The organism is Amycolatopsis sp. NPDC051716 (assembly GCF_040681595.1).
Classification (GTDB): domain Bacteria; phylum Actinomycetota; class Actinomycetes; order Mycobacteriales; family Pseudonocardiaceae; genus Amycolatopsis.
In genome coordinates, this window is sequence record NZ_JBFAZA010000024.1 from 55,083 (window position 1) to 71,432 (window position 16,350).

At 74.8% G+C, this 16,350-nt stretch carries 1 protein-coding gene (cut by a window edge); it reads left to right on the top strand.

The features are described from left to right. Positions 1-16,350, top strand: the 5' portion of a protein-coding gene (locus tag AB0M30_RS29855; RefSeq protein ID WP_364590229.1) for a type I polyketide synthase. The gene runs 762 nt beyond the window's last position; only the first 16,350 of its 17,112 coding nucleotides appear in the window; its start codon is at positions 1-3; its stop codon lies beyond the right edge, outside the window.

Genomic DNA, 16,350 nt, shown 5'->3' on the forward strand with positions numbered 1-16,350 from the left:
ATGGACACCGAACAGAAGCTTCGCGACTACCTCAAGCGCGTCACGGCCGACCTGCGCGAGACCCGGCAGCGGCTGCGCGCGGCCGAGGCCAAGGACAGCGAGCCGATCGCGATCGTGTCGATGAGCTGCCGGCTGCCCGGTGGGGTGCGCGATCCGGAGGCCGCGTGGCGGCTGCTCGTCGACGAGCGGGACGTGATCAGCGAGTTCCCCGCCGATCGCGGCTGGGACGCCGACGCGCTCTACGACCCGGACCCGGACCGCGCGGGGCACACCTACACCCGCTCGGGCGGCTTCCTCGAGGACGCCGGCACGTTCGACGCCGGGTTCTTCGGCATCTCGCCGCGCGAGGCGACGGCCATGGACCCGCAGCAGCGCCTGCTGCTCGAACTCGCCTGGGAGGCGTTCGAGCGCGGCGGGATCGACCCGTCCTCGTTGCGCGGCAGCCGGTCCGGGGTCTTCGTCGGCGCCAGCAACCAGGGCTACGGTTCCGGCCCGATCGCCGCCACCGAGGACATCGAAGGGCACGTGCTCACCGGCAGCTGCACCGCCGTGCTGTCGGGCCGGCTCGCCTACAGCTTCGGGCTCGAAGGCCCCGCGGTCACCGTCGACACGATGTGCTCCTCGGCGCTCGTCGCGCTGCACCTCGCGGTGCGGGCCCTGCGCGCGGGCGAGTGCTCGATGGCCGTCTCCGCCGGTGCGACGGTGATGGCGACGCCACGGTCCTTTGTGGAATTCAGCCGCCAGCGCGGGCTCTCCGCCGACGGCCGTTGCCGGGCCTTCGCGGCCGGGGCCGACGGTACCGGCTGGAGCGAGGCCGTCGGCGTGCTCGTCCTCGAGCGGCTGTCCGACGCCAGGAAGAACGGCCACCCGGTGCTCGCCGTCGTGCGCGGCAGCGCGGTGAACTCCGACGGGGCGTCGAACGGGCTCACCGCCCCGAACGGACCGTCGCAGCAGCGCGTCATCCAGGACGCGCTCGCCGACGCGAGGCTGGACCCCGCGGACGTGGACGCCGTCGAGGCGCACGGCACCGGGACCACGCTGGGCGACCCGATCGAAGCGCAGGCGTTGCTGGCCACCTACGGCGCGCGGCGATCGGCCGAGCGGCCGCTGTGGCTGGGCACGATCAAGTCCAACATCGGCCACACCCAGGCCGCCGCCGGTGTGGTCGGGGTGATCAAGATGGTGCTGGCGATGCGGTACGGCAGCCTGCCGCGCACGCTGCACGTCGACGCGCCGAGCCCGCACGTCGACTGGTCGCCGGGTACGGTCCGGCTGCTGACCGAGCGGACGCCGTGGCCGGAGGGCGACGGCCCGCGGCGTTCGGCGGTGTCGGCGTTCGGCGCGAGCGGCACCAACGCGCACGTGATCCTCGAACAGGCGCCGGAGCCGGAAGCGACCGAGGACGCCGCACCGGCCGCGTGTCCGGGCCCGGTGACCTGGCTGCTCTCGGGACACGACGACGACGCGCTCCGGGCGCAGGCCGCGCGGCTGCTGTCCGCGGTCGGCGACGAGGACGCGCCGAGCCCGCTCGACATCGGGTTCTCGCTGGCGAGCACGCGAGCCGCGTTGCCGAGGAGGGCCGCTGTCGTCGGCTCGGACGTCGAGGAGCTGACCGCGGGACTGCGGGCGCTCGCCGACGGCGAGTCGGCCGCCAACCTGCGCGTCGGCACCGCGCGGGCCGAGGGCCGTGCGGTCCTGGTCTTTCCCGGCCAGGGTGCGCAATGGGCCGGGATGGCGGCCGAGCTGCTCGACACCGAGCCGCGGTTCGCCGCGCGGATCGCGGACTGCGAGCGCGCACTGGCTCCGTTCGTCGGCTGGTCGCTGACCGCCGTGCTGCGGGGCGAGGACGGCGCGCCGGGCCTCGACCGGGTCGACGTGGTGCAGCCCGCGCTGTTCGCGATGATGGTGTCGCTCGCGGAACTGTGGCGGGCCAACGGAATTCGCCCGTCCGCGGTCGTCGGGCACTCGCAGGGCGAGATCGCGGCGGCCTGCGTTTCCGGCGCGCTGTCCCTGGAGGACGCCGCCCGCGTGGTGGCGCTGCGCAGCATCGCCATCGCCGCGGAGCTGGCGGGCCGGGGCGGGATGGCCTCCGTCGCGGCGCCCGTCGAGCGGGTCCGCGAGCTGCTCGAGCCGTTCGCCGACCGGCTTTCCGTGGCGGCCGTCAACGGGCCGAGCGCGGTCGCCGTGGCCGGCGAACCCGGCGCGCTCGACGAGCTGTTCGCCGCCTGCGGGGCGAACGGCGTGCGCGCCAAGCGCATCCCCGTGGACTACGCGTCGCATTCGGCGCACGTCGAGTCGCTGCGCGAGCGCCTGCTGGCCGACCTGGCTCCGATCGAGCCGCGTGCCGGCCGGATCCCGTTCTTCTCCACTGTGACCGCCGGCTGGCTGGACACGCGCGAGCTGACCGCCGAGTACTGGTACACCAACCTGCGCGGCACCGTGCGGTTCGACGAGGCGGTGCGCGCCCTGCTCGACGAGGGGCGCGACGCGTTCGTCGAAGTGAGCGCGCACCCAGTGCTCACGACGGGCATCCAGGAGACCATCGAGGACCGCGGGGCCGACGCGTTCGCCGTCGGATCGCTGCGTCGCGGCGACGGCGGTCTCGGCCGGTTCCTGCTGTCGGTGGCCGAGACCCAGGTCGGCATCCTCGAACCGGACCGGATCGCGCCGTTCGCGGATTCGGGTGCGCGCAAGGTGGATCTGCCGACGTACGTCTTCGGTGGCACGCGCTACTGGCTGGAGACCGCCGCGGCGACCGGCGACGTCTCGGGGGCCGGTCTCGGCTCGCCGGATCACCCGCTGCTGGGCGCGGTGATGACGCTCGCCGAGTCCGAGCAGGTCGTGCTGACGGGCCGGTTGTCCGCGCGCACGCACCCGTGGCTGGCCGACCACGAGGTCGGCGGCCGCGTGCTGCTGCCCGGCACGGCGTTCCTCGAGCTGGCGGTGCGCGCCGGTGACCAGGTCGGCTGCGGCGTGGTCCGGGAGCTCACCCTGGAAGCGGCCCTGCCGCTGCCGGAGAACGGCGCGGTGGTGCTCCAGCTCGCCATCGGCTCGCCCGACGGCGACGGTGCGCGCTCGCTGGTCATCCATTCGCGCCCCGAGGACACCGGCGACGACCGGCCGTGGACGCGGCACGCGACCGGGGTGCTCGAACCGGACGCGTCCGTGCCGGCTCCCGAAGCCGGGCCGTGGCCGCCCGAGGGCGCCGTCGCGCTCGACCTCGGCGACCCGTACGAGACGCTCGGCGAGCGCGGGTACGGCTACGGCCCGGTGTTCCGGGGCCTGCGCACGGTGTGGCGGCTCGGCGACGAGGTGTTCGCCGAGGTCGAGCTGCCCGAGCAGGCTCGCCGGGACGCGGCCGGGTTCGGCCTGCACCCGGCGCTGCTCGACGCGGCGCTGCACGCCATCGGCTTCACGGGAGCCCTCGACGGATCCGGTACCGACGGCTCGCCGCTGCTGCCGTTTTCCTGGACCGGAGTCCGGCTGCACGCGAGCGGCGCCACCGCGCTGCGGGTCCGGCTGACGCCGGCCGGCCACGGCGGGGTGTCGATCGCGCTGGCCGACCCGCTCGGCGAGCCGGTGGCGACCGTCGATGCGCTCGCGCTGCGGCCGTTCGCCGCGCCGGACACCGCCACCGATCGCGGCCACGACTCGCTGTACTTCGTCGACTGGGTCGCGGTCGGCGAGCCGGGGCAGGAGACGCCCCGGTGCGCGGTGCTCGGCGACCCCGCGGCTGTCGTTCCGGCGAGCCTGGCGGCCGAGACGTACCCCGAGCTGGACGCACTGCCCGGCGAGGTGCCGGAGCTGGTGTTCCTGCCGCACTCGGGAGCACGCACCGGAGATCTGGCCGAGGCCACGCGGACGGCGACGAAGCGGGTGCTCGAGATTGTCCAGCGCTGGCTGGCCGACGAGCGGTTCGCCGGAGCGCGGCTGGTGGTCGTCACCCGCGGCGCGATCGGCACGCCCGGCGGGCCGGTGACCGACCTCGCCGCGTCGGCGGCCTGGGGCCTGCTCCGGTCCGCCGCCTCCGAACACCCCGGCCGGGTCGTGCTGCTCGACCTCGGCGTCGCCGAGTCGACGTCCGGCGAGCTGCCCGAGGGGCTGTTCGGCGCGCTGCGCTCGGGCGAGCCGCAGCTGGTCGTCGTGGACGGCCGGGTGTCCGCGGCCAGGCTGGCGAAGCTGCCGGCGCACCACCCGGCCCTGGTCCCGCCGGCGCACGGCGCGTGGCTGCTCGGCACCGCGAAGAAGGGCGCGCTCGACGGCCTCGCGCTGCTGCCCGCGGCCGCGGCGGACGAGCCGCTCGGCCACGACGAGGTCCGCGTCGAGGTCCGGGCCGCGGGGCTGAACTTCCGGGACGTCCTCATCGCGCTCGGGATGTACCCCGGTGACGACGCCATGATGGGCAGCGAGGCGGCCGGCGTCGTGACCGAAATCGGCGCCGGGGTCACCGGGCTCGTCCCGGGCGACCGCGTGACCGGCATCTTCCGCGGGAACTCCCTCGCGACCGTCGCGGTCACCGACCACCGGCTGCTCGTCCCGATGCCGGACGGCTGGACGTTCGAGCGGGCGGCGGGCGTGCCCGTGGTGTTCCTGACCGCGTACTACGGCCTCGTCGACCTCGGCCGGATCGCCGCGGGGCAGCGCGTTCTCGTGCACGCCGCGGCCGGCGGCGTCGGCATGGCCGCCGTCCAGCTCGCGCGCCACTTCGGCGCGGACGTCTTCGGCACGGCGAGCGAGGGGAAGTGGCCCGCGCTGCGCGAGCTGGGCCTCGACGACTCGCGCATCGCGTCGTCGCGGGACCTGAGCTTCGCCGAGCGGTTCGCCGGGGACGGCATGGATCTCGTGCTGAACTCCCTCGCCGGCGAGTTCGTCGACGCCTCGCTGGGCCTCCTGCGCGACGGCGGCCGGTTCGTGGAGATGGGCAAGACCGACGTCCGCGCCGCCGACGAGGTCGCCACCGCCGGGGTCTGGTACCGGGCGTTCGACGCGGTGGAGGCCGCGCCGGAACGGGTCCAGGAGATCTTGACCGAGGTGCTGCGGCTGTTCGCGGAGGGTGCGCTGCACCCGCTGCCGTCGCGCGCGTGGGACGTGCGCCGCGCGCCCGAGGCCTACCGGTTCGTCAGCCAGGCACGCCACGTCGGCAAGGTCGTGCTGACGGTCCCGCGGGCTCGCCCGGCGGACGGCACAGTGCTGCTCACCGGCGGCACGGGCACGCTCGGCGCCGAGATCGCCCGTCACCTGGCCGCCACCGGCACGCGCCGGCTGCTGCTGCTCGGGCGGCGCGGCGCGGACGCACCGGGTGCGGCCGAGCTGCGGGCCGAGCTCACCGACCTCGGTGCCGAGGCCGACATCGTCGCCTGCGACGCGGCGAACCGCGAGGAGCTGGCGAGCGCGCTCGCGCGGATTCCGGCGGCGCACCCGCTGACCGCCGTGGTGCACCTCGCCGGCGTGCTCGACGACGGCGTCGTCGAGTCGCTCACGCCGGACCGGCTCGACGCGGTGCTGCGGCCCAAGGTGGACGCCGCGTGGCACCTGCACGAGCTGACCAAGGACCTCGACCTCGCGGAGTTCGTACTGTTCTCGGCGGGCGCCGGGATCTTCGGCGACGCGGGGCAGGGCAACTACGCGGCCGCCAACAGCTTCCTCGACGCGCTCGCGCAGCACCGCCGGGCGAGCGGCCTGCCCGCCGTCGCGCTGGCGTGGGGCTTCTGGGCGCAGCGCAGCGGGATGACCGCGCACCTCACCGACGCCGACGTGGCGCGGCTCCGCCGCATCGGGGTGGCCCCACTGTCCACACCGGAGGGTCTGGCGCTGTTCGACCGCGCGCGGCTGCTCGACGAGGCGGTGCAGGTGCCGATCCGCCTGGACCCGGCGGCGCTGCGGGAGCAGGCACGCGCCGGCTCGTTGCCGTGGCTGTTGCGCGGGCTGGTCCGGACGCCGTCGAGGCGGGCCGCGGCCGGGGGCCCGGGCGGTGAGCCGGCGTTGCGCCGCAGCCTCGCCCGGCTCGGCGAGGCGGACCGGATCCGGACCCTCGTGGAGCTCGTCCGGGCCGAGGCGTCCGCGGTGCTCGGGCACGCGGGCGCGCTGATCGAGGCCGAGCGTCCGTTCCGCGACCTCGGCTTTGACTCGCTGACCGCGGTCGAGCTGCGCAACCGGCTGAACGCGGCCACCGGGCTCAAGCTGACCGCCACGCTCGTCTTCGACTACCCCACCCCGGCGGTGCTCGCCGGCCACCTGCTCGCGGAACTGCTCGGCGAGGAGCCCGTCCGCGGGGAAGCCGCGCCGGCCGCCCGGGTCGCCGACGAGCCCATCGCGATCGTGGGCATGGCCTGCCACCTGCCCGGCGGCATCCGGAGCCCGGAGGAGTTCTGGCAGCTGCTGTCTTCCGGCGGCGACGTGATCTCCGGCTTCCCGGCCGACCGCGGCTGGGACCTCGACCGGCTCTTCTCCGCCGACGACACCGCGGCGGGCACGACCTACGCGCGGGACGGCGGGTTCCTCCGCGACGCGGCCGAGTTCGACCCGGCGTTCTTCGGCATCTCGCCGCGCGAAGCCGCGGTGATGGACCCGCAGCAGCGGCTGCTGCTCGAGGGCGCGTGGGAGACGCTGGAGCGGTCGCGGATCGACCCGGCGTCGCTGCGCGGCTCGGCCACCGGCGTGTTCATCGGCGCGTCCCACCAGGGGTTCGGCGCCACTTCCGACGGCGTGGCCGCCGAGGCGCAGGGCCACCTCGTCACGGGTTCGTCGACGAGCGTGGTGTCCGGCCGGATCGCCTACGCGCTGGGGCTCGAAGGGCCCGCGATGACCGTCGACACGGCTTGTTCGTCGTCGCTCGTGGCGCTGCACCTGGCGATCCGCGCGTTGCGCGGCGGCGAGTGCACGCTCGCGCTCGCCGGGGGAGCGGCGGTGATGGCCGATCCGATCGGCTTCGTCGGCTTCAGCCGCCAGCGCGGGCTCGCCACCGACGGCCGGTGCAAGGCCTTCTCGGCGCAGGCCGACGGCATGGGGCTGGCCGAGGGCGCCGGGATGGTGCTCGTCGAGCGGTTGTCGGACGCCCGCCGCAACGGGCATCCGGTGCTGGCCGTGCTGCGGGGCTCGGCGGTGAACCAGGACGGCGCGTCGAACGGCCTGACGGCGCCGAACGGTCCGTCGCAGCAGCGGGTGATCCGGGCGGCGCTGGCCGACGCGGGCGTCGAACCGTCCGATGTGGACGCCGTCGAGGCGCACGGGACCGGGACGCCGCTGGGCGACCCGATCGAGGCGCAGGCGCTGCTCGCGACCTACGGGCAGGACCGGGACCGGCCGCTGTGGCTCGGTTCGGGCAAGTCCAACCTCGGGCACGGCCAGGCCGCCGCCGGGATCACCGGCGTCATCAAGATGGTGCTCTCACTTCGCAACGAGCTGCTACCGCGCACACTGCACGCCGATGAGCCTTCGCCGCACGTGGACTGGTCCGCCGGCGACGTGCGGCTGCTGACCGAACCACGGTCGTGGCCGGCCGGGCAGCGGCCCCGGCGGGCTGCGGTGTCGTCGTTCGGGATGAGCGGCACGAACGCGCACGTGGTGCTCGAACAGGCACCGGACGTCGCCGAAGCCCCGGCGCGTCCCGGTTCGCCGGTGGTGCCGTGGGTGCTGTCGGCGCGGTCCGCGGCCGCGCTCCGGGAGCAGGCGGCCCGGCTGGCGTCGCACGTGGATTCTTCGCGGGAGCGGCCCGTCGACGTCGGCTACTCGCTCGTCTCGTCGCGGTCGTCGTTCGAACACCGCGCGGTCGTGGTGGGTTCGGCCGCCGCGGACCTGGCGGCCGGGCTGACCGGCGCGGGCGCGGTCCGCGGCGTCGCCGACGTCAGCGGCCGGGTGGCGTTCGTGTTCCCCGGCCAGGGCGCCCAGTGGACAGGCATGGCGGCGGAGCTGCTCGGCTCGTCGCCGGTGTTCGCGGCGCGGATGGCGGAGTGCGCCGCCGCGTTCGGCGAGCTGGTCGGCTGGTCGCTCGAGGACGCGCTGACCGACGCCGCGCTGCTGGAGCGGGTCGACGTCGTGCAGCCGGTGTCGTTCGCGGTGATGGTGTCGCTGGCCGCGCTCTGGGAATCGCGCGGCATCCACCCGGACGCCGTGGTCGGGCACTCCCAAGGGGAGATCGCCGCCGCCTGCGTGTCCGGGGCGCTGTCGCTGGCGGACGCCGCGCGCGTCGTGGTGCTGCGGAGCAAGGCCATCGCGGAGTGCCTCTCGGGGCACGGTGGCATGGCCTCCGTCGCGTTGCCCGCCGAGGAGGCCGAGCGGCGGATCGCCGCACTCGGCGGGCGGGTCGCCGTCGCCGCCGTCAACGGCGTCTCGTCCGTGGTGCTGTCCGGCGACCCCGGCGCGCTGGCCAGCGTCGTCGCGGACTGCGCGGCGGACGGTGTCCGCGCCAAGGTCATCGCCGTCGACTACGCGTCGCACTCGCCGCACGTGGCGGCCATCGAGGACCGGCTGGCCGCGGATCTCGCCTCGATCGAGCCGCGTGCGCCGCGGGTGCCGTTCCTCTCGACCGTGACCGGCGAGTGGGCCGACGGGACCACGGTGGACGGCCACTACTGGTACACCAACCTGCGCGAGCCCGTCCGGTTCGAGGCCGCGATCCGCGCCCTCGCGGCCGAGGGCTGCACCGCGTTCGTCGAGGTGAGCTCGCACCCCGTGCTGTCGATGGGCGTCCAGGAGACGCTCGACGAGATCGCCGGGGAGCCGACGGTGGTCGTCGGCACGCTGCGGCGGGGTGAGGGCGGTGAAGCGCGGTTCCTCACCTCGCTGGCGGAGCTGCACGTGCGCGGCGTCTCGCCGGACTGGGACGCGGTCTTCGCCGGTCACGAACCGCGGCTCGTCGACTTGCCGACGTACGCGTTCCAGCGGCAGCGGTACTGGCTCACGCCCGAGCGCGGTTCCGCCCCGGCGGTGGACACGGCCTTCTGGGACGCCGTCGACCGCGAGGACCTCGAAGGGCTGGCCGGTCAGCTGGCGCTGCCGGAGGACGAACTCGGCACGGTACTGCCCGCGTTGTCGTCGTGGCGGCGCCGCAGCCGGGACAAGACCACTGTGGATGATTGGCGCTACCGCATCACGTGGAAGCCCGTTCCCGCGAAGGAACCCGTGCTCTCCGGCGAGTGGCTGCTGGTCGTCGGCGAAGGGGTGGCCGAGGAGACGGTCACGAGGATCGAGGCGGCGCTCGCCGCCGCGGGCGCCGAATCGGCGGTCCTCCGAACCGGCGTCGCCGATCGGGAGAGCCTGGCCCGCGAGCTGTCCGGCAAACAGCCGGCGGCCGTCCTCGGTCTCCTCGAAGCGGAGGCCACACTCGCGCTGTTCCAGGCCCTGTCCGATGTGGAGATCGAAGCGCCACTGTGGCTGGTGACGAGCGGCGCGGTGTCGACCGGACGGTCGGACCCGCCGCGCGTGCCCGCGCAGGCCCAGATCTGGGGCCTGGGCCGGGTGTTCGGGCTCGAAGAGCCGAACCGGTGGGGTGGGCTCGTCGATCTGCCCGAGGAGTTCGACGAGCGAGCGGCCCGCCGGCTGGTCTCCGTCCTGGCCGGAACCGGCGGCGAGGACCAGGTCGCGGTGCGGGACAACGGGGTTCTGGCCAGGAGGCTCGTGCGCGCGCCGTTGCCGGCCATCGCTGCCGGGCGGGACTGGACGCCGCGAGGCACGGTTCTCGTCACCGGCGGGACCGGGGCGATCGGCGGGCACGTCGCCCGGTGGCTGGCCGAGCGGGGAGCCGGGCACCTCGTGCTGACCTCGCGCGCGGGCGAGGCCGCCCCCGGTGCGGCCGAGCTGGCCGCCGAACTGCGCGAGCTCGGCGCCGAGGTGACGATCGCGGCGTGCGACGTCGCGGACCGGGACCGGCTCGCCGGGTTGCTGCGCGAGCTGGCGGATCGAGGCGAGCCGGTGCGTGCGGTCATGCACGCCGCCGGCGTCGACGGCGTCGCCGCCCTCGCCGACACCACGCCCGCCGAATTCGCCCGCGTCGCCGCGGCCAAGGTCCGCGGGGCCACCAACCTGCACGAACTGCTGGCCGGAACGGAGCTCGACGCGTTCGTCCTGTTCTCCTCCAACGCCGGGGTGTGGGGTGGCGGCGGGCAGGGCGCGTACGCCGCCGCAAACGCTTTCCTCGACGCGCTGGCCGAACGCCGCCGGGCCGACGGGCTGACGGCGACCTCGGTCGCGTGGGGCGCGTGGGCGGGCGACGGCCTCGCCGCGACCGACGTCGCGGAGCGGCACCTGAGCCGCCGCGGCGTGCGGGGGATGGCGCCCGAGCTCGCGATCCTCGCGCTGTCGCAGGCCATCGCGCACGACGAGACGTTCCTGGCCGTCGCCGACGTCGACTGGGGGCGGTTCGCGCCGAGCTTCGCGGCCGCCCGCCGGAGGCCGCTGCTCGACGAGCTTCCCGAGGCCGTCCGCGCCCTGCGGGACGCCGAGCCCGCCGAGGATCCGGCCGGGTCGTCGTTCGCGTCGCGGCTGGCCGGGCTGCCGGAAGCGGACCGGGCGCGCGAACTGCTCGAGCTCGTCCGGTCGCAGGCGGCCGCGGTGCTCGGCTTCGAGACCGCCGAAGCAGTCGACGCCGAGCGTGCCTTCCGCGAACTCGGCTTCGACTCGCTCACCGCCGTCGAGCTCCGCAACCGCCTCGCCGGCGAGACCGGGCTGCGGCTGCCGGCCACGCTGGCGTTCGACTTTCCGTCCGCGACCCGGCTCGCGCGGCACCTCGCCGGGCTCGTCGCGGGCGAGCCCGGCCACCGTGCTGTGCCGCCGGTGGTCGCGGCCGCCTCGGACGAGCCGATGGCGATCGTCGGCATGAGCTGCCGCTACCCCGGAGACGTCCGGTCTCCCGAGGACCTGTGGGACCTGGTGTTCCGCGGCGAGGACGCGCTGGGCGAGTTCCCGGCCGACCGGGGCTGGGACCTCACCGGCCTCGACGATCCCCAGGCTAAGGACTACGCGCGGATCGGTGCGTTCGTCCGCGACGCCGCCGAGTTCGACCCGGCGTTCTTCGGGATCTCGCCGCGCGAGGCGACCGCCATGGACCCGCAGCACCGGCTGCTGCTGGAGACGTCGTGGGAGGCGTTCGAGCGGGCCGGGATCGATCCGCTGTCGGTGAAGAACAGCTCGACCGGCGTCTTCGTCGGGTGCGGCAGCCAGCACTACGGCGCCGGGCTGCGCGAGGTCCCCGAGGAGCTGCGCGGGCACCTGCTCACCGGCGGGTCGAGCGCGGTCGCGTCCGGCCGGATCGCCTACACGTTCGGGCTGGAGGGGCCCGCCGTCACGGTGGACACGGCGTGCTCCTCGTCGCTGGTCGCGCTGCACCTGGCCGCGCAGGCGCTCAGGCAGGGCGAGTGCGCGATGGCGCTGGCGGGCGGGGTGAGCGTGATGGTCACCCCCGGCGCCTACGCCGAGTTCGGCCGGCAGGGCGGGCTCGCCGCGGACGGCCGGATCAAGGCGTTCGCCGACGGCGCCGACGGGACCGGCTGGGGTGAGGGCGCCGGCATGCTGCTGCTGACCCGGCTGTCCGAAGCCCGGCGCCGGGGCTACCCGGTGCTCGCCGTCGTGCGCGGTTCGGCGGTGAACTCCGACGGCGCCTCCAACGGGCTCAGCGCCCCGAACGGCCCTTCGCAGCAGCGGGTGATCCGCCAGGCCCTGGCCAACGCCGGCCTGGAACCGTCCGAAGTGGACGCCGTCGAAGGGCACGGCACCGGCACCGCGCTCGGCGACCCCATCGAGGCGCAGGCGCTGCTGGCGACCTACGGCGACGGCCGGGACCGGCCGCTGTGGCTCGGTTCCGTCAAGTCGAACATCGGCCACACGCAATCCGCCGCCGGTGCGGCCGGCGTGATCAAGATGGTGCAGGCCCTCCGGAACGAGGTGCTGCCGCGCACCCTGAACGTCGACGCACCGTCGGCGCAGGTGGACTGGAGCGCCGGCGACATCGAGCTGCTGACCGAGCCGGTGCCGTGGCACCGCAACGGACGGCCCCGCCGGGCCGGGATTTCCGCGTTCGGGGTCAGCGGGACGAACGCCCACGTGATCGTCGAGGAGGCGCCGGCCCCCGGGGCGGCCGAGCCGATCGAGCCGGAGCCGGCCGGTGGCGTGGTCCCGCTGGTGGTGTCGGGCCGTGGTGGTGCGGCCCTGCGCGCGCAGGCGGGACGTCTTCAGTCGTTTGTGGACGGTCGTCCGGACTTGGGTGTGGCGGAGCTGGGTGCGGCGCTGGTGTCGTCGCGGGCGGTGTTCGAAGACCGGGCGGTGGTGCTGGCGGCGGATCGGGCCGAGGCGTTGGCGGGTCTGGCCGCGCTGGCGGACGGCGGCTCGGTTCCGGGTGTGGTGTCGGGTGCCGTGTCGGGTGGTCGTTCGGCGTTTCTCTTCTCGGGCCAGGGTGCGCAGCGTTTGGGTGCGGGTCGGGAGTTGTATGAGTCGTTCCCGGTGTTCACCGATTCGGTGAATGCGGTGTGCGCGCACGTGGACGGTTTGCGTGAGGTGATGTTCGGTGATGACGCCGAGCTGTTGAACCAGACCGTGTATACGCAGGCGGCGTTGTTCGCTGTCGAGGTGGGTTTGTTCCGGCTGGTCGAATCGTGGGGTGTCCGACCGGATTTCTTGGTGGGGCATTCGATTGGTGAGCTGGCGGCGGCGCATGTTGCGGGTGTGTTCTCTTTGGAGGACGCGTGTGCGTTGGTCGCGGCGCGTGGCCGGTTGATGCAGGCGCTGCCCGCCGGTGGCGTGATGGTCGCTCTACAGGCCACGGAAACCGAAGTGCTGCCGTTGCTGGTCGAGGGTGTGTCGGTGGCGGCGGTGAACGGCCCGTCGTCGGTGGTGCTCTCGGGTGATGAGGAAGCTGTCGACGCGGTCGTCCAGCATTTCGAGGGGCGTAAAACTCGCCGGTTGTCGGTGAGTCACGCGTTCCACTCGGCTCGGATGGAGCCGATGCTGGCGGAGTTCCGCCGGGTCGCCGAGGGTTTGACGTTCCACGCCCCCGAGATTCCGGTCGTCTCCAATGTGACCGGGACCCTGGCCGAAGAGCTGACTTCGCCGGAGTATTGGGTCCGGCACGTGCGCGGCACTGTGCGGTTCCACGATGGCGTGACTTATCTGGCCGAGCGCGGGGTGACCCGGTTCTTGGAGCTGGGTCCGGACGGTGTGCTGACGGCGATGGCGGCGGAATCCGTCGAGGGCACGCTGGTTTCCGCGCTGCGGAAGGACCGTGCCGAGGAAGAGAGCCTGCTGACGGCGGTGGCGTCGCTGTACGTCGTCGGACAGGACGTCGACTGGCCGGTATTCTTCCCCGGCAGCGCCCGAGTCGACCTCCCGACCTACGCCTTCCAACGGCAGCGCTACTGGATCGACGTGCCGGCGGGCTCGCTCGACGCGAGCGGGCTCGGCCTGACCGCGACCCGGCACCCGTTGATCGGCGCGGCCACGCCGCTCGCCGAGTCCGGCGGGGTCCTGTTCACCGGCCGCCTCTCGGTGGCGACGCACCCGTGGCTCGCCGACCACGTCATGCTCGGCAACGCGCTGCTGCCCGGCACGGCGTTCCTCGAACTGGCCGTGCGCGCGGGTGACGAGGTCGGCTGCGCGCAGGTGGAGGAGCTGACGCTCGCCGCGCCGCTCGTGCTCCCCGGCGACGGGAGCGTCCGGCTCCAGGTCGTCGTCGGCGAGCCGGACGACGACGGCGCACGCAAGCTCACCGTCCACTCGCGACAGGACGACGACGCGCCGTGGACGTTGCACGCCGGCGGGGTGCTCGTCCCGCACGCCGTCACCCCGGACACGCGGCACACCAGCTGGCCGCCGCGGGACGCCGAACCGATCGACCTCGACGGCTTCTACGACCGCGGCGAAGACGCCGGCGCCCAGTACGGGCCCAGCTTCCAGTGCCTGACCGCCGCCTGGCGGCTCGGCGACGAGGTGTACGCCGAGGTCGCGCTGCCCGAGCGGGCCGCGGGCGAGGCCGCCTCCTTCGGCCTGCACCCGGCGCTGCTCGACGGTGCCCTGCAGGCACTGGTCTTCCTGCCGCTCGCCGACGGCGGAACCGGGCGGCTGCCGTTCTCGTGGTCGGCGGTTTCGCTGCACGCGAGCGGAGCGTCGAGCCTGCGGGTCCGCCTGGCGAAGGCCGGCCCCGAGTCGCTCTCGCTCGCCGTGTCCGATCCGGGTGGCCGCCCGGTGGCCTCGATCGGCTCGCTCGTGCTGCGCACGGTGCAGGCGAGCGAGCTCCGGCACCGGCCGCTCGACTCGCTGTACCGGCTCGCGTGGCAGACGCGGGCCCCGGAGAGCGAGCCAGGAGACCAGAACTGCGTCGTCCTCGGCGACGACCAGCTCAAGCTGGCGGGCCGGCTGGGTGCCGAGGTGGAGGCGACGTCGTACCGCACGCTGGCCGACCTCGGCGCGGCCATCGACGAGGGCGCGCGTCCCGATCTCGTGTTCGTGCCGTGCGTGCTGAACGGGCACACCACCGGACGCGTTCCCGCGGACGTCCGGACCGCCGTCGGCGGGGTGCTCGACCTCGTGCGCGACTGGCTCGCCGACGACCGGTTCGCCGGCGCGAAGCTCGCCTTCGTCACCAGGGGCGCGGTCGCCGCGGTGCCGGGCGAGGACATCCGGGACCTGGCGTTCGCCCCCGCGTGGGGCCTGCTCCGCACGGCGCAGGCCGAACACCCCGGCCGGTTCGCGCTCATCGACGTCGACGACGAGGAGACCCCCGGCGCCGCGGTGCTCGCCGCGGTCGCCTCCGGCGAGCCCCAGCTGGCGGTGCGCGCGGGCGAGCTGTCCGTGCCCCGCCTCGAGCGGGCGGACACCGGGCTCCTCGAACTCCCGGCGGGCGACGTGCCGTGGCGGCTGGACAGCACCGGCAAGGGCACCTTGGACAACCTCCGCCCGTTGCCCGCCCCCGAGGCCGCCGCACCGCTTCGCGCCGGCGAGGTGCGCCTCTCGCTGCGCGCGGCCGGCGTGAACTTCCGCGACGTCCTCAACGCGCTCGGCATGTACCCGGGCGAGGCGGGCCCGATGGGGCTCGAGGGCGCCGGCGTGATCGCGGAGGTCGGGCCGGGCGTCACCGGGTTCGTGCCCGGTGACCGCGTCCTCGGCATGTTCCACGGCGCGTACGGCCCGCTGGTGGTCGCCGACCACCGCATGGTGGTGCGGATGCCGGCCGGCTGGTCGTTCACCGACGCGGCGTCGTTGCCGATCGCGTTCATCACCGCCTTCTACGCGCTCGTCGACCTCGCCGGGGTGCGGCGGGGCGAGTCGGTGCTCGTGCACTCCGCGGCGGGCGGCGTCGGCATGGCCGCGGCGCAGCTCGCGCGGCACCTCGGCGCCCGGGTCTTCGGCACCGCCAGCCCCGCGAAGTGGGAGGCGCTGCGCGAGCTCGGCATCCCCGACGACCGCATCGCTTCGTCGCGCACGCTGGAGTTCGCCGAGACCTTCCGGAAGGCGGACGAAGCCGGTGTCGACGTCGTGCTGAACTCGCTCGCGGGCGAATTCGTCGACGCGTCGTTCGACCTGCTGGCCGAGGGCGGCCGCTTCGTCGAGATGGGCAAGACCGACGTCCGGGCCGAGGGCCGGCCCGGCCTTCGCTACCACCCGTTCGACCTCGGCGACGCGGGCCCCGACCGGATCGGCGAGATCCTCGCCGAGGCCGTCGAGCTGGTCGAACGCGGCGTGCTGCGGCCGCTTCCGGTGACGTCGTGGGACATCCGCCGCGCGCCGGAGGCGTTCCGCCACATGAGCCAGGCCAAGCACGTCGGCAAGGTGGTGCTCACCCTGCCCGCGCCGCTCGATCCGGCGGGCACGGTGCTCATCACCGGCGGTACCGGCGGCCTCGGCGCCCACGTGGCCCGGCACCTGGTCACCGAATACGGCGCCCGCAGGCTGCTGCTGCTCAGCAGGCGCGGCCTCGACGCGCCCGGCGCGGCGGAACTGGCCGCCGAGCTGGCCGGGCTCGGCGCCGACGTCACGGTCGCCGCGTGCGACGTGGCCGACCGCGCCGAACTGGCCGCCGTGCTGGACCGCGTCCCCGCCGAACACCCGCTGACCGGCGTCGTGCACACCGCGGGCGTGGTCGACGACGGCGTGCTCACCGCGCTCGGTGACGACCGCCTCGAACGCGTGCTGCGGCCCAAGGTCGACGCCGCGGTGCACCTGCACGAGCTGACCTCCTACGACGACCTCGCGCTGTTCGCGCTCTTCTCGTCGGCCGCCGGGATCCTCGGCAACGCCGGGCAGGGCAACTACGCCGCGGCCAACGCGTTCCTCGACGCGCTCGCGGCGCACCGCAGGGCGGCCGGCCGCACCGTCACCTCGCTCGCCTGGGGCCCGTGGGCCGGCGGGGGGATGGCCGGTGAGCTC